Source organism: Novosphingobium sp. IK01 (genome assembly GCF_033242265.1).
Taxonomy (GTDB): Bacteria; Pseudomonadota; Alphaproteobacteria; order Sphingomonadales; family Sphingomonadaceae; genus Novosphingobium; species Novosphingobium pituita.
In genome coordinates this window covers 3,196,845-3,217,510 of sequence record NZ_BTFW01000001.1, presented here as the reverse complement: position 1 = coordinate 3,217,510, position 20,666 = coordinate 3,196,845, and the positions used below count along the sequence as shown (strand labels likewise).

19 protein-coding genes are annotated in these 20,666 nt (G+C 65.8%); 11 read left to right on the top strand and 8 right to left on the bottom strand.

From position 1 onward, the window contains the following. Nucleotides 1-24: 24 nt before the first annotated feature. Nucleotides 25-900, bottom strand: a complete 876-nt coding sequence (locus SBI20_RS14890; RefSeq protein WP_317975750.1) for an SDR family oxidoreductase — start codon at nt 898-900, stop codon at nt 25-27. After that, on the bottom strand, nt 900-1,517 hold the full coding sequence (locus SBI20_RS14885; protein WP_317975749.1) for a DNA-3-methyladenine glycosylase family protein: 618 nt from the start codon (nt 1,515-1,517) through the stop codon (nt 900-902). Before SBI20_RS14885 ends, SBI20_RS14890 begins: the two co-directional genes overlap by 1 nt. Before the next feature lie 108 nt (nt 1,518-1,625). Here SBI20_RS14885 and SBI20_RS14880 point away from each other — a divergent pair, with 108 nt between their 5' ends. Beyond that, nucleotides 1,626-1,934, top strand: coding sequence for a 2Fe-2S iron-sulfur cluster-binding protein (locus SBI20_RS14880; protein ID WP_317975748.1), 309 nt, complete (start codon nt 1,626-1,628; stop codon nt 1,932-1,934). 85 nt (nt 1,935-2,019) lie between these two features. On the opposite strand, the gene argC is transcribed toward SBI20_RS14880, so the two are convergent. The 3 genes from argC to SBI20_RS14865 all read right to left on the bottom strand — a co-directional run bounded on the left by argC (nt 2,020) and on the right by SBI20_RS14865 (nt 4,836). Next, nucleotides 2,020-2,955: an N-acetyl-gamma-glutamyl-phosphate reductase gene (gene argC, locus SBI20_RS14875; RefSeq protein ID WP_317975747.1), complete on the bottom strand. Its 936-nt coding sequence runs from the start codon at nt 2,953-2,955 to the stop codon at nt 2,020-2,022. Beyond that, complete coding sequence (locus tag SBI20_RS14870) at nt 2,952-3,344, bottom strand: SH3 domain-containing protein (RefSeq protein ID WP_317975746.1); 393 nt, start codon at nt 3,342-3,344, stop codon at nt 2,952-2,954. The genes argC and SBI20_RS14870 overlap by 4 nt, the downstream gene beginning before the upstream one ends. A gap of 82 nt (nt 3,345-3,426) precedes the next feature. Next, a complete protein-coding gene (locus tag SBI20_RS14865) occupies nt 3,427-4,836 on the bottom strand; it encodes a leucyl aminopeptidase family protein (protein ID WP_317976157.1) in 1,410 nt (469 codons plus the stop codon). Nucleotides 4,837-4,891: 55 nt separating this feature from the next. Here SBI20_RS14865 and SBI20_RS14860 point away from each other — a divergent pair, with 55 nt between their 5' ends. The 5 genes from SBI20_RS14860 (at nt 4,892) to SBI20_RS14840 (ending at nt 9,633) form a co-directional block, all read left to right on the top strand. Then, on the top strand, nt 4,892-5,812 hold the full coding sequence (locus SBI20_RS14860) for a hypothetical protein (RefSeq protein ID WP_317975745.1): 921 nt from the start codon (nt 4,892-4,894) through the stop codon (nt 5,810-5,812). Between the two features lie 38 nt (nt 5,813-5,850). After that, on the top strand, nt 5,851-6,681 hold the full coding sequence (gene map / locus SBI20_RS14855) for a type I methionyl aminopeptidase (protein ID WP_317976156.1): 831 nt from the start codon (nt 5,851-5,853) through the stop codon (nt 6,679-6,681). A gap of 305 nt (nt 6,682-6,986) precedes the next feature. Beyond that, nucleotides 6,987-7,325, top strand: a complete 339-nt coding sequence (locus tag SBI20_RS14850) for a P-II family nitrogen regulator (protein WP_317975744.1) — start codon at nt 6,987-6,989, stop codon at nt 7,323-7,325. A gap of 154 nt (nt 7,326-7,479) precedes the next feature. Next, nucleotides 7,480-8,889, top strand: a complete 1,410-nt coding sequence (gene glnA / locus SBI20_RS14845; RefSeq protein ID WP_317975743.1) for a type I glutamate--ammonia ligase — start codon at nt 7,480-7,482, stop codon at nt 8,887-8,889. Nucleotides 8,890-9,144: 255 nt separating this feature from the next. Next, entirely contained in the window at nt 9,145-9,633 is a 489-nt protein-coding gene (locus tag SBI20_RS14840) for a CHAP domain-containing protein (RefSeq protein ID WP_317975742.1), read from the top strand. 191 nt (nt 9,634-9,824) lie between these two features. Here SBI20_RS14840 and SBI20_RS14835 read toward each other — a convergent pair whose 3' ends face one another. Then, on the bottom strand, nt 9,825-12,053 hold the full coding sequence (locus SBI20_RS14835) for a putative bifunctional diguanylate cyclase/phosphodiesterase (RefSeq protein WP_317975741.1): 2,229 nt from the start codon (nt 12,051-12,053) through the stop codon (nt 9,825-9,827). Here SBI20_RS14835 and SBI20_RS14830 point away from each other — a divergent pair. The 3 genes from SBI20_RS14830 (at nt 12,022) to SBI20_RS14820 (ending at nt 14,076) form a co-directional block, all read left to right on the top strand. Beyond that, nucleotides 12,022-12,243 carry a hypothetical protein gene (locus SBI20_RS14830; protein ID WP_317975740.1) on the top strand — a complete coding sequence of 74 codons (222 nt, stop codon included), beginning with the start codon at nt 12,022-12,024 and terminating at the stop codon, nt 12,241-12,243. The genes SBI20_RS14835 and SBI20_RS14830 overlap by 32 nt on opposite strands. Nucleotides 12,244-12,337: 94 nt before the next feature. Continuing rightward, complete coding sequence (locus tag SBI20_RS14825) at nt 12,338-12,487, top strand: lmo0937 family membrane protein (protein ID WP_317975739.1); 150 nt, start codon at nt 12,338-12,340, stop codon at nt 12,485-12,487. A 164-nt stretch (nt 12,488-12,651) separates the two neighbouring features. After that, nucleotides 12,652-14,076, top strand: coding sequence for an aldehyde dehydrogenase family protein (locus SBI20_RS14820; RefSeq protein ID WP_317975738.1), 1,425 nt, complete (start codon nt 12,652-12,654; stop codon nt 14,074-14,076). Nucleotides 14,077-14,146: 70 nt separating this feature from the next. Here the strand turns inward: SBI20_RS14820 and SBI20_RS14815 are convergent, their stop codons facing one another. Then, on the bottom strand, nt 14,147-14,665 hold the full coding sequence (locus SBI20_RS14815; protein WP_411911532.1) for a MarR family winged helix-turn-helix transcriptional regulator: 519 nt from the start codon (nt 14,663-14,665) through the stop codon (nt 14,147-14,149). Nucleotides 14,666-14,825: 160 nt separating this feature from the next. Between SBI20_RS14815 and SBI20_RS14810 the strand changes: the two genes are divergently transcribed. After that, complete coding sequence (locus SBI20_RS14810; RefSeq protein ID WP_317975737.1) at nt 14,826-15,257, top strand: organic hydroperoxide resistance protein; 432 nt, start codon at nt 14,826-14,828, stop codon at nt 15,255-15,257. 33 nt (nt 15,258-15,290) lie between these two features. On the opposite strand, the gene SBI20_RS14805 is transcribed toward SBI20_RS14810, so the two are convergent. Beyond that, a complete protein-coding gene (locus SBI20_RS14805) occupies nt 15,291-17,369 on the bottom strand; it encodes a tetratricopeptide repeat-containing sulfotransferase family protein (protein ID WP_317975736.1) in 2,079 nt (692 codons plus the stop codon). 542 nt (nt 17,370-17,911) lie between these two features. Here SBI20_RS14805 and SBI20_RS14800 point away from each other — a divergent pair. Next, nucleotides 17,912-20,380, top strand: coding sequence for a TonB-dependent receptor (locus tag SBI20_RS14800; RefSeq protein WP_317975735.1), 2,469 nt, complete (start codon nt 17,912-17,914; stop codon nt 20,378-20,380). Nucleotides 20,381-20,666: the final 286 nt, after the last annotated feature.

Below are 20,666 nucleotides of genomic sequence, written 5' to 3'. Positions count from 1 at the left end.
ATCCCTGCCAAGCAAGCCCAAAGGTCAATCCCGCGCCGCCTCGCCTCGCCCCGTTTCGCCCCGGCGCCGCACCCGCCTGCGCACCAGCCCCGGCACCCAGCGCGCGGCCAGAGCCAGCGCCCGCGCGGTCGGCCCGACGGTCACATGAAGCCGTGCCCCGTGGACCGCGCGCCACGCGGCCTGCGCCACGACCTCGACCGGCGTAATTTCCAGCCCGGCGCGGGTGATCACGTCGCGGATCGTGTGGCCCGAGCCTTCATGCAGACTATGCCCGAGCAGCGGGGTCTCGATGAAACCGGGCATCAGGCTGCGCACGGCAATGCCGCGCCCGCCGGGCCCATCGGCGGCCCATTCGGCGTCGAGCGCCTCGGTCAGCGCGCGCAAGGCGGCCTTGGTCGCCGCATAGACCGACGTGCCCGGCGTGCCATAGAGCGCCGCCGCGCTCGCGGTGTTGAGCAGGCAGGGACGCGTTCCGCCCCCTCCCCCCGCCTGCGCCAGCCAGCGATGGGCCGCCCGCGCGCCCAGAATGGCCCCGGTCAGGTTGATGGCAACGATGCGCTCGATCTCCTCCGGGCTGCAATCGGCCAGATCGCCCCCCAGCGGCACCCCGGCATTGTTGGCGACCACATCGAGCGAACCGCCCGCCTGCGCCGCACAGGCCACCAGCGCCGCATCCCAGCCTTGCGCATCGCGCACGTCGAGCCGGTGTGCCGACCAGCGGGCCAGCCCGAGCATCGCCCCCGTCTGCGCCATGCCTGCCTCATCAATGTCGGCCAGCCCGACGAACCACCCGTGCGCGGCAAAGTGGCAGGCGATCGCCCGCCCGATGCCCGAGGCCGCCCCGGTGATGAAGATCGCGCGCGCGCGCATCATGAGCGGGCCATCAGATGACTGGACCATCAGAGCGCCGGATTGGCATAACAATGCCACGTAAACAACGCGAGCGCACCGCGATGCGGGCGCCAGTCTTCGGCCATCGCGCGGGTTTCGCGCTCGCTCGGGCGTTCGGGCAGGCCCAGGATCTTGCCCATGCCCACTTGCACGGCCAGGTCTCCGGCGGGCCAGATGTCGGGGCGCCCTTCGGCAAAGAGCAGGTAGATTTCCGCCGACCAGCGCCCGATGCCCTTGATCTGGACGAGCCGCGCGATCGCCTCCTCGTCATCAGCCGGCAGCGCGGCCAGATCGAGCCCGCCCGAAGCGACCAGTTCGCACAGCGAGCGGGCATAGCCCTGCTTCTGGCGCGACAGGCCGCAACCGCGCAGGGCTTCTGCATCAGCCGCGAGCAGCACCTCGGGCAGGATGTCCTCGCCCAGCAGCGCCTCCATCCGCGCCCAGACCGAAGCGGCGGCGGCCACGCTCACCTGCTGGCCCACGATGGTGCGCAGCAGCGTGCGATAACCGGTCGCCCGCACGCGCGGTTCGGGATAGCCCACTTGCGCCAAAGCGCCCGCAATCCGGGGGCTGAGGCCCGCCACATGGTCGAGCCCGGCCCGGATCGCCGCAACCGAAAGTCCCATGGCCGTCCCGCTTCCCTTCGCACTTGCCAACACTTGGCGCGGGCATTAGCAGCCGGACGGTCGGGCGAATAGAGACTACCAATCCTGCCCCCATGAGGAGTTTCCAAAATGCCGAGCCTTGTTGTCGTCGATCGTGCAGGTGCCGAAAAGTCCATCGAGGCCGACACCGGCCTGACCGTGATGGAAGCCATTCGCGATAACGGCTTCGACGAACTTCTGGCGCTGTGCGGCGGCTGCTGCTCGTGCGCGACCTGCCACGTCTATATCGACCCCACCTCGGTCAGCGGGCTGCCCGAAATGAGCGCCGACGAAAACGACCTGCTCGACAGCTCGGACAACCGCACCGACGCCTCGCGCCTGGCCTGCCAGGTCCCGGTCATCGATGGCATGAAGGTCACGATCGCGCCCGAAGACTGATCTTTCGGGCCCGGACGGGCACAAAAAAACGCGCCGGGTTTTGCACCCGGCGCGTTTTTTGTTGCCTGTGAGGCCCTTCAGCCGGTCAGAGCGAAAGCCCCGCCGTCTCGGGAAGCCCGGCCATGAGGTTGAGCGACTGCACGGCAGCCCCGCTCGCGCCCTTGCCCAGATTGTCGAGCCGCGCGACGAGGCGCGCCTGCGTGCCGTCCGCGCTCGGGATCACGCTGAGCGCGAGGCCATCCCAGCTGCCCGTGCTGCGGCGCATCAGGATCTCGCCTTCCGCCGGAGCGCCCAGGCTCACGCTGACGATCGGGCTGCCCGCATAGGAGGCGGCCAGCGCATCGTAGAGCGCCTCGCCCTTGCCAATGCCCACACCGGGCAGGGCTTCGAGCGAAAGCGGCACCTCGACAACCATCCCGCGCAGCGCAGGCACGACCGCCGGGCTGAACAGCGGCGCCACGGAAAGCCCCGCATAGGCCTTCATCTCGGGCACATGCTTGTGGCCAAAGGCCAGGCCATAGCCGCGCCAGGCAATGTCGGTATCGTCTTCAAAGCGCGCGATCAGCGCCTTGCCGCCGCCCGAATAGCCCGACACCGCATGGACCACATAGGGCCAGTCCGCCGGCAGCAGCCCCGCGCGCACGAGGGGGGCGACCAGCGCGATGAAGCCGGTCGGATAGCAGCCGGGATTGGCCACGAAGCGGGCATTGGCCACCGTCTCGTGCCCGATCACCTCGGGGAAGCCATAGGTCCAGCCCGGCGCGACGCGGTGCGCGGTCGAGGCGTCGATCACGCGGGTCGTGTCGTTGGCGATCATCGCCACGGCGGCGCGCGCGGCGGCGTCGGGCAGGCACAGGATCACCACGTCGGCGGCATTGATCGCCTCGGCACGGGCGCCATCGTCCTTGCGGCGGGCCTCCTCGAGGGTGATCAGCGAAAACTCGCCGCGACCGGCCAGCCGCTCGGCGATTTCAAGCCCGGTCGTCCCGACCGCGCCATCGATGAAGACCCGCGTGCTCATGCCGCCTTCTCCAGCCCGACCGGCTCGAGCGCATCGAGCGCGACATACCCGACCAGACCGCCATCCTCGTCCGCCGCGCCCAACTGGCCCCAGGCCCAGGCCCCCGCGATGTCGAGCACGGCAAACAGCGCGCCGCCCGGCAGATCGGCCAGAACCTCGCCATCGGCGCGGCCCGCCTTGCGCAAGGCAGTCGCCGCCTTGACCCGGTGCTCCATCGGCACGGCATAGTGCGGCACGAAGACGCGGCCTGCCAGACGCACATGGGCCAGATCACCCCGCACCGGCAGGTGCAGCGCATCGATCTTGACCGAAGGACCAGACAGGGCAAGTTCGCCTTCGGGCGCAAAAGCCGGAGACACGACAAGGACAGAATCGGATTGGGCGGACAAGAGCGGGTTTCCCGAAAATCGCAAAGGCGCGCGCTTAGCCGTCCTTCCCCCGCGATTCAAGGTTTGCGCGTATTTCGCCCGCTCAGCTTGCCCCAAAACGCGCCGAAACAAGCCCCCATGCCGCCCGCAAGCCCAGCGCCTCGCCCCCCTTCGGACGCCCCGGCATCGCCACCGGGCGCCAGGCGAAAGTGTCGAAATGGAGCCAGTCGATCCCCGCGCCGACAAAGCGGTCGAGAAACAGCGCGGCCACGCTCGATCCGGCAAAGCCGTTGCTGGGCGAATTTTGCAGATCGGCCACGTCGGACTTGAGCCATTCGCGATAGCCATCGTGGAGCGGCAGGCGCCAGCACGGATCGGCACAGGCAAGCCCGGCATCGAGCACGGCCTGCGCGGTCGCATCCTCGCGCGCGAACATCGCGGGCAGATCGGGGCCGAGCGCCACGCGCGCCGCGCCCGTCAGCGTGGCGAAATCGATCACCAGCGCCGGATTCTCCTCGCTCGCCCGGCTCAGCGCGTCGCCCAGCACGAGGCGCCCTTCCGCGTCGGTATTGGTTACTTCCACGCTCAACCCTTGCCGCGAACGCAGGATGTCGCCGGGGCGGAAGGCATTGCCCGAAACCGCGTTCTCGACCGCCGGGATCAGCAGGTGCAGCCGCACGGGCAGGCCCTGCCCCATGATGAGCCCAGCCAGCGCGAGGGCATGGGCCGCCCCGCCCATGTCCTTCTTCATCAGCGCCATGCCCGAGGCCGGCTTGATGTCGAGCCCGCCCGAATCGAAGCAGACCCCCTTGCCCACCACCGCCAGACGCGGATGGGCCGGGTCGCCCCATTCCAGTTCGATCAGGCGCGGCGCATGGGATCGCGCAGCGGCCCGCCCCACGGCATGAACCATCGGAAACTCGCGTTCGAGCGCCTCGCCACTGTGGACATGGAGCGTGGCCTGATGGGCCTTGGCCAGCGCGCGGGCCTCGGCCTCGAGCGCGGCGGGGCCCATGTCTTCGGCAGGCGTGTTGACGAGATCGCGCACCATGGCAACCGCCGCCGCCTCGGCCAGCGCCAGCGGCAGGGCATCGACGTGATGGGTGAGCAGCACGCGCGGGGCTTCCTCGCGGGCAGGCGCGGTGCGGTAGCGGTCAAAGCGATACTGCGCGCTCATCCAGCCGTAAAAGGCCGGGACGCAGCCCTCCCCGAGGCCAACCGGGCGATAGGTGCCGCCGGGCAAAGTCTGGGCGGCCCGTGCCAGACACCATGTCGAAAGCTGCGTCCGGTCGGCCACGCCAACCACCGCCTGCCATTCCTCGTCCCAGCCTTCGTGATAGGGCAGAAAGGCGACCTCGCCCGCCCCGCCCTCGAACTTCTGCGCCGCGAGCATCGCGCGGACGCCCTTGTCGTGCCCGTCCAGCCATTGCGGCAGACAGGCCTTGTCGACGATGTGGAGGGGGATCGCCTGCTGGTCGCGATCGGGCTGGATCAACGCGTTGGTATCGGTCATCGTGCGCACGACCTTGCCGCAGCATGGCGCCAAGAGCGAGAGGATTTTGCCCGTCATGGCACGAATTGCCCGATTGCCGTCGATTTCGGTTCTGCCGTCCCTGATTCCGGCCCTGATTCTGGCCCCCCTGTTTCTGGCCGCCTGCTCGCCCCATGCGCCGTCCGCCCCCCCGGCCTCTCCCTCCACCCCCGCCTCCACCGGGGCGGCCCCCGGCACGGAAGCGCCAACGGCCACCGCCAGCCCGCCCCCCCCCTCCCCGGAAAGCACATCCAAAACCCCGCTCGCCCACGCGACCAAGATCGACACCGACACCTATTCGTTCGAATATGGCTGGCCCGCCGCGCCCGACGCCGTGCCGCCCTTGCGCGCCTGGCTCGCCGCCGACGAAGCGACCGCACGCCGCCATCTCGTCGCCGAATCCGCCAGCGCCAAGGCCGATGCCGCGCGCGGGGAATATCCGTTCCACCCGCTGGGCCGGTGGCAGGAATGGCAGGTCCTGGCCGACACGCCCGGCTGGCTGAGCCTGACCGCCCTGATCGGCATCGACAGCGGCGGCGCCCACCCCAACTATGCCTATGCCGCCACGCTGTGGGACAAGGCCGCCGGGCAGCGTCGCAAGACGATCGACCTGTTCACCACGCCCGCCGCGCTCGCCACCGCGATCCACACGCCGTTCTGCGCCGAGCTCCAGGCCCAGCGCGCCCACAAGCGCGGAGGGCAGGCCTCGCTCTCGCAACCTTCGATGGACATGAGCGAATTTGACACCTGCCCCGATCCGCTCGCCCAGACCCTCGCGCTGCGCGCCGACAGCAGCGCCGGTTTCAACCACCTCGTCGTGCTGATCGCGCCCTACGAAGCCGGCCCTTATGCCGAGGGCACTTATGAAATCGCCCTGCCCGTCACCCCCGCGCTGCTGGCCAGCGTGAAGCCGCAATGGCGCAATTCCTTCACGCCGATACGCAAATCGGGCGGGTGATCCTCGCAATCGGCGCGCAAGCACGCTATCTGGGGTCCATGACCGACTATGTGACCGTTGACGACACCGAGACCGTCCTGCGCGACGGGACGATCAAGCTTCATGGCCCCGCAGGCTTTGCGGGCATGCGCAAGGCCGGGTGCCTCGCCGCCGAGATCCTCGACGCGCTGGCCCCGCTGGTACAGCCCGGCGTAACGACCGCCGCCATCGACGATGTCGTGCGCCAGATGACGCTCGACGCCGGGGCGGTGCCCGCCACGCTCGGCTATCGCGGCTATGCCCATTCGTGCTGCATCTCGATCAACCATGTCGTGTGCCACGGCATCCCATCGGAAAAGACCTTCAAGGACGGCGATATCGTCAATATCGACGTGACTCCGCTGCTCGATGGCTGGCACGGCGATTCCAGCCGCATGTATCTGGTCGGCGATGTTCCGCTCAAGGCCCGCCGCCTCGTCGACGTGACCTATGAATGCCTGATGATCGGCATCGAGCAGGCCCGCCCCGGCGCGCGGCTGGGCGACATCGGCGCGGCGATCCAGGCCCATGCCGAACGCCAGCGCTATGGCGTGGTGCGCGATTTCTGCGGCCATGGCCTGGGCCGCCTGTTCCACGATGCGCCCGAGGTGATCCACGCCGGCCGTGCGGGCACCGGCCCCGAACTGCGCCCCGGCATGTTCTTCACGATCGAGCCGATGATCAACCTGGGCAAGCCGGCGGTGAAGATCCTCGACGATGGCTGGACGGCAGTCACCCGCGACCGCTCGCTCTCGGCCCAGTTCGAGCATTCGATCGGCATCACCGAAGACGGCTGCGAAATCTTCACGACCAGCCCCAAGGGCCTCCACAAGCCGCCCTACGCGGTCTGACCTGCCCCCGTACAGGCCCCGAACAGGCTTTTGCGTCGGGAATGCTTAAAATATAGGCAGCCCTGCCTTATATTTGAGCATTATTCCATCACCCCGACGCAACAACCTGCATGATTTTATTCGTTGTTGGGTTGCAATCTTTCTTGGGGCATGCATTTCGGTCTTTCGTCCGAGCCTGCGATGGCCTAGGGCAATGGATTGAACAGTGGTGCGATTCAGATCAGGATCGCACCCGGTGACACAGGGAAGCCCGTCGCCTCCTTCGCAAGGCACGGCGCGGCATCAAGTGCAGGGGTCTAAAGCCGGTGAAGAAGATCGAAGCGATCATCAAACCTTTCAAGCTCGACGAAGTGAAGGAAGCGCTGCACGAAATCGGCGTCTCGGGCATCACCGTCACCGAAGCCAAGGGTTTCGGCCGCCAGAAAGGCCACACCGAACTCTATCGCGGCGCCGAATATGTCGTCGACTTCCTGCCCAAGGTGAAGCTTGAGGTCGTCGTGGGCGACGCCCTCGTCGACCGCGTGGTCGAAGCCGTGGCCGCCGCCGCGCAGACCGGCCGCATCGGCGATGGCAAGATCTTCGTGATCCCCATCGAAAGCGCCCTGCGCATCCGCACCGGCGAACGCGACAACGACGCGATCTGAACCAGTTCAGGCCGCATGACCGGGCCCTGCCTGCGCAAGGGCATGCCCGGCATGCGGCATACAAGCGGGGGTGGCCTTGGGACGGGCGGCCTCCAATTCCATACCACCCCTGAAAGCCCGGACAGATATTCCGGAACAACAGTAAGGACCAGCGATGGCAAGTGCAAAGGACATCCTCGCCCGTATCAAGGAAGAGGAAATCGAGTGGGTTGATCTCCGCTTCACCGACCCCAAGGGCAAGTGGCAGCACCTCACCATGGTGTCGTCGGTCCTGGGCGAAGACGAGCTGGAAGACGGCCTGATGTTCGACGGTTCGTCGATCGAAGGCTGGAAGGCCATCAACGAGTCGGACATGATCCTCAAGCCCGACCTCGACTCGGTCTATGTCGATCCGTTCTCGGCGACCCCGATGCTGATCATCAACTGCGACATCGTCGAGCCCTCGACCGGCGAACTCTACGCCCGCGACCCGCGCTCGACCGCCAAGCGCGCCGAAGCCTTCCTCAAGTCGACCGGCATCGGCGACACCATCTACGTCGGCCCGGAAGCGGAATTCTTCCTGTTCGACGACGTCAAGTTCTATGACGGCTACGATGGCAACGGCTTCAAGATCGACGACATCGAGCTGCCGACCAACTCGAACAAGGAATACGAAGCCGGCAACCTGGCGCACCGTCCGCGCGTCAAGGGTGGCTACTTCCCCGTCGCTCCGGTCGACAGCTGCGTCGACATCCGCGGCGAAATGGTTTCGACCATGCTCGAAATGGGCCTGCCCTGCGACAAGCACCACCACGAAGTGGCCGCCGCGCAGCACGAACTGGGCCTGACCTTCGGCACCCTGGTGCAGACGGCCGACCGCATGCAGATCTACAAGTACGTCGTGCAGCAGGTCGCGCAGGCCTATGGCAAGACCGCAACCTTCATGCCCAAGCCGATCATGAAGGACAACGGCTCGGGCATGCACACCCACATGTCGATCTGGTCGGAAGGCAAGCCCCTGTTCGCCGGCAACGGCTATGCCGGTCTGTCGGACATGTGCCTGTACTTCATCGGCGGTGTGATCAAGCACGCCAAGGCCCTGAACGCCTTCACCAACCCGACCACCAACAGCTACAAGCGCCTGGTGCCGGGCTATGAAGCCCCCGTGCTGCTGGCCTACTCGGCCCGCAACCGTTCGGCTTCGTGCCGCATCCCCTATGGTGCAGGCACCAAGGCCAAGCGCGTGGAATTCCGCTTCCCCGACGCGATGGCCAACCCCTACCTCGCTTACGCTGCCCTGCTCATGGCCGGCCTCGACGGGATCAAGAACAAGATCCACCCGGGCGAAGCCATGGACAAGAACCTCTACGATCTGCCCCCGGCCGAACTCTCGCTGGTGCCGACCGTGTGCGGTTCGCTCCGTGAAGCGCTGGACTCGCTGGCCGCTGACCACGACTTCCTGCTCGATGGCGGCGTGTTCACCAAGGACCAGATCGAAGCCTACATCGAACTCAAGTGGCCCGAAGTGTTCCGTTGGGAAACGACGCCTTCGGCCGTTGAATTCGACATGTACTACAGCTCCTGATCGGGAGCTGCCCGGCGGCGTCCCCACTTTGCGTGGGTGCGCTGCAAGGCGGCATGGAAACGACGCCCGGACCCTTGCGGTCCGGGCGTTTTTCTTTGGGGCCCGGTACGCCATGCTGCACGCGCTGCTGCGACAATGCTGCATCACGGCAAATTATCCACAGACCGCCCGGTCGCGGGGCAAACGGTTTGTCGCACACGGTGAAGCGTGGAACCGGGCGGTTCCACAATCGGGCACAATCCCTAAGGTAGGGCCATGCTTCGCACCGCCCTTGCCGCCCTGCTCGCCCTCCTCTCGATCGCCGCCCTGCCCGATGTGGCCCAGGCCCGCCTTCAGTGCGTGACTTATGCACGCCAGGTCTCGGACGTGCAGCTTTCGGGCAATGCGCGCGACTGGTGGGGCAATGCGGAAGGCAGCTATGCCCGCGGTCAGGCGCCCAAGGCTGGCGCCGTCCTGGCGTTCCGCGCCTCGCACGCGATGCCCTATGGCCACGTCGCCGTGGTCAGCAAGGTGGTCGATGCCCGCCATGTGATGCTCGACCACGCCAACTGGTCGCGCCCCGGCATGGTCGAACGCGGCGTCATGGCGGTCGACGTCTCGCCCGAAGGCGACTGGAGCGAAGTGCGCGTGTGGTACGGTCCGACCCATTCGCTCGGCATGCGCCCCTCGCCCGCTTTCGGCTTCATCTATCCCCACACCGAAACCGCCTCGGCTGATCTGGCCACCGACAAGGCGGAAGGCTGAGACCTTTCAACGGGTTTTACCGCTTGCGAGCATGCACGAACGGAACGGGCCGCCTCCATCAGGCGGCCTTTTTTGTGTCTGCACCTTTTGCGCTCTCTTGTGGTTTTGATGGCCTGAAACAGCCCGGCTTCACCCGCGCCAAGGAAGGCGGCGGGTTCACATCGCGTGGCGAATCTGGCGGCTGATGACGGTCACGTCGCTGTCCTGATCGAGCAGCGCGCGCGCCTGGTCGGGGCAGGCAAGGCCGGCCAGAACAGATGGCCCTGCACCATCTCGCACCCGGCCATATGCACCAGACGGCGCTGGCTCTCGGTCTCCACCCCCTCGGCCACGACTTTCATGCGCAGGATATGCCCCAGCGAGGCAATCGCGCTCAGGATCGACTGGGCATCACGATCGGTCTCGATGTTCTGGACGAACGAACGGTCGATCTTGATCCGGTCGAACTGGAACGCACGCAGATAGCTGAGCGAGGAATAGCCGATCCCGAAATCATCGAGCGCGATGCGGAACCCCATGCTCTGCAAGGTGCGCAGCAAATGCGCGACATGCTCGCTGCGGTCGAGCATGACCCCTTCGGTCACTTCGAGGATCACCCGATGCGGGTCGATGCCGGTCTCGTCCACCAGCCCGGCTATCGTTTCGACGAAGCCCTGGGCCATGATCTGCAACGGCGAAAGGTTGATCGAGATGTCGCAAGCGGGCCAGTCGCGACACTGGGTGAAGACCCGCCGCATCATCCACGTACCCAGCGGCACCATCAGGCCCGACTGCTCGGCAATCGGTACGAACACCCCCGGACTGATCGCCCCGCGCCGGGGATGCGGCCAGCGCAGCAAGGCCTCGAAGCCCGATATCCGCCGCGTGGCGAGGTCGACGATGGGCTGGAAACAGGCGTCCAGTTCATTGGCGGCCAGAGCGCGGCGCAAGTCGAGTTCCAGCTCGCGCTGCATCTGTTCGCTGGCGTCCATCCCGGTCGTATAGCTGCGGAAATGGGCCCGCCCGCCCTGCTTGGCCCGATAGAGCGCGATGTCGGCCCGCCGCAGCAATTCCCCCGGATCGTCGGTCTGGGCAGGCCCCCAGCTGATCCCGCACGAACAGGTCACCCCCAGACTGTGCCCGGCGATGATGAACGGCTCGGCCATGAGCCCGATGATCTGGCGTCCCAGGGCATTGGCCGCTCCCTGCCCGCCGCTCGCCCGCCGTAGCACGACGAATTCGTCGCCGCCCAGCCGCGCAATCAGGTCGCTTTCCGGCAGCCGTCCGCTCAGTCGCCGGGCCACCTGCTTGACCAGTTCATCGCCGACATGGTGGCCCATCGTGTCGTTGACGGTCTTGAAGGCATCGAGATCGATATAGGCCACGAAAACGTCGTCTTCCCCGCCCTCTTCGACCAGAACTGCCAGTTCGGCCTTGAGGCGCTCGACGAAATGGAGACGATTGGCCAGCCCCGACAACGCATCGTGGAGGGCGTTATACTGCGCCTGCGCCTCGCTCTCGACAAGTTCGCGCGTGGTGCGCCACATCCGCCGGACGATCAGCGTTCCGCCCCCCAGCGCCAGCAGGAACAACAGGATATAGGCCACCAGCAGTGGCGCGGTCCCCCGCCAGATGGAGGGGCCGGGCAATTGCGGGGTCCACAGGAAGAAGCCGACCGGCGTGCCATCGGCGCTGTGGGCCGGTATGCTGTTGACCGTCCCGCTGCGCGGCAGGGCCGCTGCGAAGCGAAAATCGGGAAGCAACAGGTCTGCCCCCACCCCGCGCAATATGGTGCGATCGATCATTCGCACGGTGATGAAATAGTCGGGCTCGCGGGTCAGCAGCGCGTAAGTCTGGTCAGGCACGATGGCCGCCGCCGTGATCAGGAACGGGCAGCCGCCCCGCCAGATGATCGTGCCCGCCCAGCGCGAGAGCGGTGCCCCACTCGACGCCATCGGCCAGAGCGTATCATCGAGTTGCCGGAACTGGCCGAGCTTTCCGGTCAAACGGTGATTGCGGCGCGCCGCCGCCAGAACCGCCTCGACCTGCCAGCGCAGCGCGCCATAATTATAGTCCGGCGCGAACCGGCCGAAACGCCAGGCCCGGACCAGCTTTCCGTCAGCATGAACCAGCATCGATTCCTGCGCGCGCTGGTTGGTCCAGGGGAAGCTCCCCAGTTCCCGGTCCATCCACGCCAGATCCCGCCCCAGCACGGCCCGGCGCATGGTTTCATCCCAGATCAACAGCCCCGTCTGGGCCACGATCAGCCCGCGCATCCGGCCTTCCAGATAGCGCGAAACCATGACCTGCTCTTCCTTGCGGGTAAAGGCATCGGCCACGTGGATCGAATGACTGAATGCGGCCAGCAGCGCCGCCGAAAGCGCCAGCAGCGCCGCAAAAGTGGCGCCGATGATCCAGCTCGTGCGCTGTTCTTCGCTCAACACGAACTCTCCTGGCCGACAGGCAGCCCATGCCACCGTCTTTTTCTGGCCGAGAGTGACGGGAGATTACCAAGAAATGGTTATCAAACTGATATTTGCCATATCGGTTCAAGAAATGACCTTCCACAGCACCTTCGGCACGAACAATCCGAAGGCAGGGAACCGCACGGCGGCCCCACAGTTTTCCTGACACAACAAGCGCCACATACCATTCTTGCTGCGGCGTAAACCCGTCATCAGAGGCATTCTGTCCGGTGCGGGCAACCTGTCTGGGGAGATTTTTCATGCTCTTGACTATCGCTCTTGTTCTGCTTGTCCTGTGGGCACTTGGCGTTTTCGCGTTCAAGGTGACGGCGGGGCTCATTCACATCCTGCTGGTCCTCGCCCTCATCGTCGGACTGGTGCAACTGTTCACCGGCCGCAGGGTGGTCTGATTCGCTCGAACCAGCCCCACTGGCCGCCCCTCAACGAGCCGCAGGGAGAGGGCATGTGCCCTCCCCTGCCGCCGATCCGTTGCATTTCACGACCCGTCTTGCCATTGTCGCACCCCGCCCATAAAAAGTTAGCCAACCTAACTTTCCCAATCGGAGTGAGCGCGATGCGCGAGAGCCTGCAACACTATATCGACGGCCAATGGGTCGATAGCCTGGGCGGTCGCCGCCACGAGGTGATCAACCCGGCCACCGAAGAGGCCTGCGCGGTCATCACGCTGGGCACGAGCGCCGACGTCGATCGCGCCGTGGATGCTGCCACCCGCGCCTTCGCCACGTTCAGCCAGACCACGCGCGAGGAACGCCTCGCCCTGCTCGAAGCCATCGTCGCCCAATACAAGAAGCGCATTCCCGATCTGGCCCGCGCCATGGCCGAGGAAATGGGCGCGCCCGTCAGCTTTGCCGGAACCGCGCAAGTGGGCGGCGGCCTCGGGGGCTTTATCGGCACGATGAAGGCCCTGGCCAAATTCGAATTCGTCGAGGATTACGGCACCTATCAGGTCGCCCACGAGCCGGTCGGCGTCATCGGCCTGATCACCCCGTGGAACTGGCCGCTCAACCAGATCGCGCTCAAGGTCGCCCCGGCGATTGCCGCAGGCAACACGATGATCCTCAAGCCTTCGGAAGAATGCCCCGGCAATGCCGCGATCTTTGCCGAGATCATGCACGATGCGGGCGTTCCGGCGGGCGTGTTCAACCTCGTTCAGGGCGATGGCCCCGGCGTGGGCACCGCGATCAGCAGCCATCCGGGCATCGACATGGTGAGCTTCACCGGCTCGACCCGCGCCGGGATTCTCGTGGCGAAGGCGGCTGCCGACACGGTCAAGCGCGTCCATCAGGAACTGGGCGGCAAGTCGCCCAACCTCGTCCTGCCCGACGCCGATTTCGCCGCACAACTGCCCGCCACGGCCTCGGGCCCGCTGGTCAACACCGGCCAGAGCTGCATTTCGCCCACCCGCATCCTCGTGCCCCGCGCCCGGCAGGACGAAGCCGTCGCCGTGGTCAAGGCGATGTACACCGCCGCCAAAGTCGGCGATCCGCTTCAGGAAGGCGATCACCTCGGCCCGGTCGTCAACAAGGCCCAGCACGAGAAGATCCGCGCCCTGATCCAGTCGGCCATCGACGAAGGCGCCCGCCTGGAATGCGGCGGCGTGGACCTGCCCGCCGAAGTCAACCGGGGCTACTACATCGCGCCCACGCTGTTTTCCGATGTCACCCCTGCGATGCGCATCGCCCAGGAAGAGATCTTCGGCCCTGTCGCCACGATCATTCCCTACGATACCCTTGATGAAGCCATCGCCATCGCCAACGATACCCCCTATGGCCTTTCGGCCTGCATCACCGGCGATCCGGCGCAGGCAGCCAAAATCGTGCCCGCGCTGCGTGCCGGGATGGTCGCGGTCAATGGCTGGGGCCCCATGCCGGGCGCCCCGTTCGGCGGCTACAAGCAATCGGGCAATGGCCGCGAAGGCGGGCTCTATGGCCTGCGCGATTTCATGGAAGTGAAGGCCATCAGCGGCATTCCCGCCTGAGCCCGCCCAGCCTGCACACCACAGGCATGAAAGGCCGTCCTCATCCGGGGGCGGCCTTTTTTTCGTGGTATCAGGCGCCCGCCTCGCGCAGTTCGGCCGACAGGCGGTCCAGTTCGTCCTTCATCTTCACCAGTCCCTCGACCGGCATGTCGATGGCCGCCAGAACATCGAGCGGCACGCAATCGACCGCCCGGACCAGCCCTGCCCCCGCCTCGGCCAGGGTTACGCGCACGACCCGCTCGTCGCGCGGATCGCGCCGACGGGCGACCAGTCCGGCGGCTTCCATCCGCTTGAGCAGCGGGGTCAGCGTGTTCGATTCGAGAAACAGCGCCTCGCCCAGTTCGCCCACCGTCCGGTCGACACCGCGTTCCTGCGCCTCGGCCAGCGCGACCAGCACCAGATATTGCAGATAGGTCAGCCCGTGCGGGGCCAGGATCTGCTTGTAGAGGCGGTTGAACGCGAGCTGGGCCGCATAGACCGAAAAGCACAACATGTTGGAAAAAGGCCGCCCTGCCGTGCCCGGCGCGAGCCGCTCGCCGGTTTGGGCCAGATGGGCCGCCAGAATCGGGCCGGTGGGAGAGGCCGGCATCGCGGGCTCTCCTGCTTGGGTCGGAAGGGTCTCGTCCATGACGCACGAGATAAATCGCACACGATCCAATCGCAAGGTCTTGACTCCGGGCCTGCTCAGCTCCAATTAGATCGCATGCGATTTAATCGTTATCGATATTAATGCAGGAAAGGATAGTTCCATGACCATCAAGCCCCTCTACACCGCCCATGCCCATGCCACCGGTGGCCGCGACGGCCGCGCCACTATCGCGGGCAGCGACCTTGCGATCACGCTGGCCACGCCCCCCGAACTGGGCGGCAATGGCGCGGGCAACAATCCCGAACAGCTGTTTGCCGCAGGCTATGCCGCGTGCTTCATCGGCGCACTCAAGTTCGTCGCCGGGCAGGACAAGGCGCTGCCGCGCGTTCCCGCCGATGTCGCGATTGATTCTGCGGTCTCGATCGGCACGCGCGATGAAGGCGGCTTCGGACTGGCCGTGATCCTGACCATCCACCTCCCCGGCGTCGATCCGGCGGCGGCCCAGGATCTGGTCGACCGCGCCCACGCGACCTGCCCCTACAGCAACGCGACGCGCGGCAATATCGACGTGACGCTCAAGATCGCGGCCTGACCCGCGGTATCGGCCCGTTCCGCCCGAAGCCTGTCAGGCCTCGGGCGGAACGGGATAGCTTTCCAGCACCGGGCCGAGCGCGTGGCGCAGCGGATCGAGCCAGCGGTCGAACAGCTTCCAGTGGTCGACCGCATCGGTGTAGATCGGGCGGCGCACCTGCTCCGAACTGGCCGTGCGCACCGCGCGGCGGTTTTCCCAGAACGACAGGCACCCTTCCTCGAAGGGCAGACCCAGATGGTCGAGCAATGCGCGCACCTGTCCGGGCGTATCGGCGACCATGTCCTCGTAGATCACGCGGTGCACCCGTCCGGGCGCGGCGCGGTCGAACGCGGCCATCTGGCGGACATAGGCGGCATAATAGCGGCCAATCTCGCTCAGGTCATAGCTGAACACCTGCCCGCGCGCGAAATACTGCTTCCAGCCCGAGAAACAGCAGCCCAGCGGATGGCGCCGCGCGTCGATCACTTTTGCCTGCGGCAGGATCATCGCAATCAGGCCCACATGCTGCCAGTTGTTGGGCATCTTGTCGATGAAGAAGGGCCGGTCTGTCTTGCGGTGGATCCGCGTGCGCTCGATATATTCCTCGCCCAGACGGCGGCAATCGGCCGGGGACAGCGCGGCCAGCGCGGTGGGGAAATCGGGAAATTCGCCGTCTTCCACCCGCCCTTTCAGGCGATCGGCGATCAGCATCAGATCGGGCAGTTCCATCGTGCCCTCGATCTGCGAATGGCTGGCGAGAATCTGCTCGACCAGCGTCGAACCGCTGCGCGGAAGGCCGACGACAAAGATCGGGTCGGGCGCCGCACAGCCCTGCCCCGCGCGGGTGTGCAGGAAGGGCGCGGTAAACAGCCCGGCGTGATCGGACACCGCACGTTCGGTGCGCGCCGGATCATAATCGAGCCCGGCGCGGCGCAGCGCATTGCCGCGTGCATAGTGGGCAAAGGCCTGCTCGGCCTGCCCCGCGTCCTCGTGGGCCTTGCCCAGCGCGAAGTGGAGCTGCGCGATGTCGTCCGCGCGCTCGTCGCCCACGCAATCGAGCGGAAGTGCCGCACGCATGGCCGCAATATCGGCTTCATCCAGCCGCACCGTCTTGAGGTTGGCGAGGCTCCACCAGGCCTCCCCGGTCGCCGGATCGAGGGCCGCCGCCCGTCGATAGGCCTCGACCGCAGCAGCCTGATTGCCCAGCGTCTTCTCGACATGGCCGAGGTTGAGCCAGACGCGCGGACGCCCCGAATCCTGGGCGATGATCCCGCGATAGAGCGCGCGCGCGCCCTCCTGATCGCCGATCCGCACCAGGAGCGAGGCCTTGAGCATGGCATGGCCGCCATGATCCGGGTCATCGGTCACCAGCCGCGCAGCATGGTCGAGCGCCTCGCCCACATCGGGTCCGAGTGCGAGCACGCGCACCAGCAATTCACGCGCCGCGACAAAGGCAGGTGCCCGCGCCACGGCGGCCCGCAGGGGATCGAGTGCCTCCTGCACTTCGCCCTTGCGCCACAGCACTTCGCCCAGCAGGCGCAGCGCCGCCGGATCGCCGGGTGCCGCGCCAAGGCGCTGGCGCAACATGGCGAGCGCCTCGTCCAGACGCCCCTCGCCCATGGCCATGGCCGCGCGCAGCAGGAGCGGGTCGCGCGAAGCAGCCTCGATGCCCTGCACTTCGGCTTGCGCAGCCTCCCCGGCTTCCCCGGCGGCGCGCAATTGGCCCGCAAGGGCATACCAGGCATGAGCGAGATCGGGCTTGAGCGCGACCGCGCGGCGCAAGGCGGCAATGGCCTGCCTGCGCAGCGAAGCGTCCTCCGCCTCCCCCTCAAGCGCGATCAGCGCAAGGCCCAGTTCGGTGAACGCGGCAGCCGCGCTCGGCTGATCCCTGACCAATGCTTCAAGCACCACGCGGGCCTCGTTCGGGCGCCCGGCCAGGCGCAAGGCCTGCCCTTCGATCAACAGTGCATGGGGATGGCCGGGTACGACCCGCAAAATCTCGCGCGCCTGGGCAAGGGCAATCAACGGCTGGCGGGCGAGGAGGCGTCCGGCATGAACAAGAGCTGCTTCGAGCGTGCCGGTCGCCCCGCCGGCGCCCGCAGCATCATTCCCCCGTGCAACGTCCCGAGCCATCGCCGTTTCCACCATCCGCAGCCGCCTTCCACATGGTCTCCGGCACCTGTTCCCCGGCGCCCGTTCTGTGCCGCAAAGCATGACAGGCCCGGAGGATTACGCAACCGCGAAACGCACCTGCACGCATCCAAATGATGCAGATGAGTACAATCTGCGATGCCAGATTGCGATTGCATATTGACAGTGCCGGATTCGATGGCACTATTCACTCCCGAACAGTCATGCACAATCATGCCGCAACGCGGTATGCCACACGACATTCCGGGGCTCATTTAATTCTATCCTTTGCTGCACCGGCGCGGTGCAGCGCACCGTTGCGACCACGGGTCGGGACGGCATGGTTCACCCGCGCCCGCCCGCCCTTCGCGGGCGATCACAGTTCACGCCGGAATGGCCCATAACAGCAAGATCACCAACGAAGTTTCAGAAAAGCATAAAAACACAATAACAAGAACAACACCGCCGTTTGCAGGAAAGCGGACAAACAAAAACGTCAGGCCATCAGGGGGCATGAAACAATGGTGTTTGAACGACGGGCGCCGATGAGGCGCATGCTCAGCATTCTGGGCGCCTCTACCGTCCTTTCCAGCATGGCCGTGCCGATGGCCGCTTTTGCCGCAGACGCCGCGCCCGACGCGGCCCCTTCACCCGAACAGGCACCTCCCGCCGCCACTGCAGCCACCCCTGCCGAACCCCAGAGCGGAGACGGCCAAAGTGCAGGTGGATTGGGCGAGATCGTGGTCACCGCCACGCACCGCGCCGAAAGCCTCCAGAAAGTCCCGATCTCGATCCAGGCGCTCGGCGCCGAAACGCTGGCCCAGCATCAGGTCACCTCGTTCGCCGACTATGCCGGCCTGCTGCCCTCGGTCAGCTTCTCTGGGCTGGGGCCGGGCCAGAGCGAGGTCTATTTCCGCGGCATCGCGGTCGATGGCGGCTCCCTCTCGACGAGCGGCACCTATCTCGATGACGTGCCGATTTCCGCGCCCGCGCGCATGCCCGAAGTCCACATCTACGACATCGAGCGCGTCGAGGCGCTCTCGGGCCCGCAAGGCACGCTCTATGGCGCCGGCTCGCTGGCCGGCACGCTGCGCATCATCACCAACAAGGCCAAGATCGGCAAGTTCGAGGCCGGATACGATGTCCAGGTCGATGCCTATGGCAAGGGCCAGCCCGGCGCCATGGTCGAGGGCTTCGTCAACATCCCCGTGAACGACAATATCGCCATCCGCATGATGGGGTTCTACGATCACGAGGGTGGCTATATCGACAACACCCACGGCACCTACACCTACCAGCTGGGCGACAACGACCCCAATACGACCTACACCGTCGACAATGCCGCGCTCGTCCAGAAAGACTACAACCCGGTCGACAGCTATGGCGGCCGCATCAACATGACGATCGAGGCCGGGGACTGGGCATTCTACCCCTCGATCACCTTCCAGCACCTCGATGCCAAGGGCTACTTCAACTACGATCCGCGCGTGGGTGACCTCAAGGTTCACGACTACAGCCCGACCGAAAACATCGACCGCTGGCTCCAGGCCTCGCTGACCATCAAGGGCAAGATCGGCGATTTCGACCTCGTGTCCTCGTCGGGCTACTTCAAGCGCAAGATCGACAACACCAGCGACTACACCTATTATTCGGTCCACTACGACCAGCTCGGCCCGGGCTATGAAAACTACCTGAAGTTCAAGGACCACAACGGGAATTTCATCAACCCGACCCAGTCCTACATCGGCCGTATCTGGCAGAGCAAGGTCACCCAGGAACTGCGCCTTTCGGTGCCCAAGTCGTGGGGCTTCGACTTCACCGTCGGCGCCTTCTTCCAGTACCAGAAGCAGTCCAACGACGACGACTACCAGATCCCCGGTCTCTCGAAGATCGATCTGGCCACTTCGTGCGACAATGGCTGCGAATGGAACCCGGCGATCAAGCGCGACGGTTTCTACAATGTCGATCTCGACCAGAAATTCCGCGACTACGCGATCTTTGCCGAAGGCACGGTCCCGATCACCTCGACCCTCAAGGCCACGGCCGGGGTGCGCGGGTTCAAGGCCAACAACTCGGTCTATGGTTTCTCGGGGGTTGCCTCGCTCGCGCTCGGCCTGGGCTGCACGCTGCCCTTCCCGGCCGACCAGCGCCTGACCTGCATCAACAACGACAAGCCCCACTACAAGGAAACCGGCGAGACCCACAAGTTCAGCCTGGCCTGGCAGGTCACGCCCGACAAGATGGTCTACGCCACCTATTCGACCGGCTTCCGCCCCGGCGGGGTCAACTCGCTGGCTGAAATGCAGGCTTACGAGGCCGACCGGCTGACCAATTACGAAATCGGCTTCAAGACCAACTGGAACAACATCCTGCGCTGGAACGCCGCGATCTATTATGAAAAATGGACAGGCATCCAGTACACGATCATTCCGCTCGGCTATTTCGGCAATGGCGGCACGGTCAACGCGGGCGCCGCGCGGGTCTATGGCATCGAGACCGACTTCAGCCTCAAGCTGGGCAAATTCACGATCAGCGGGTCGGGCGCCTACAACAACGCCGCGCTCACGCAGGATTTCTGCGCGCTCGATCCGGCAACGCTCGTCCCCTTGAGCAACTGCTCCGACAACCCCGATGCCGTCGCCGCCGCCAAGGGCACCCGCCTGCCCCGCCAGCCGCGCTTCAAGGGCCAGCTCACGGCCCGCTACGATGGCGACTGGGGCTCGGTGAAGGACTTTGCGCAATTGACGATGCACGCCCAGACGATGTCGACGTCCAACCTCGACACCTACAAGAACAGCCTTCTGGGCAATACCCCCGGCTTCGTCAGCTTCGACATGTCGGCCGGGATCTCGCGGGACAACTGGACGCTGACCGCCTTCATCGAGAACATGTTCGACCGGCGCGGCCAGCTTTCCAAGAACACCTTCTGCGCCATCGAATACTGCTCGGGTTCATCGCGCACGATGCCGATCAAGCCACAGTATTTTGGCCTGAAGTATTCGGTCCGCTACTGACCTGCATTCCGCTCTCCTTGCACCTTCCCCGTCGCGCCTGTCGCGACGGGGACTTTTCCCGCCACGCCGGTTCATGCGCACGGCCGGGAAACGAAGGAGAGCGCATCCATGTGATGCCAGATGGCCAAAAAAGTGCCTGACACCCGTGAATGGAGCTTGACTGTACATGGGCAATCAACAAGTCTCTTCCTGTAACGAAGGATGTCATGACGGGGGCGAAATCAGGGGCGGGGGCACACTTCGAACTGCAATTCTTCCCTCGCCATCAAGCCCTTCATTCACGGGA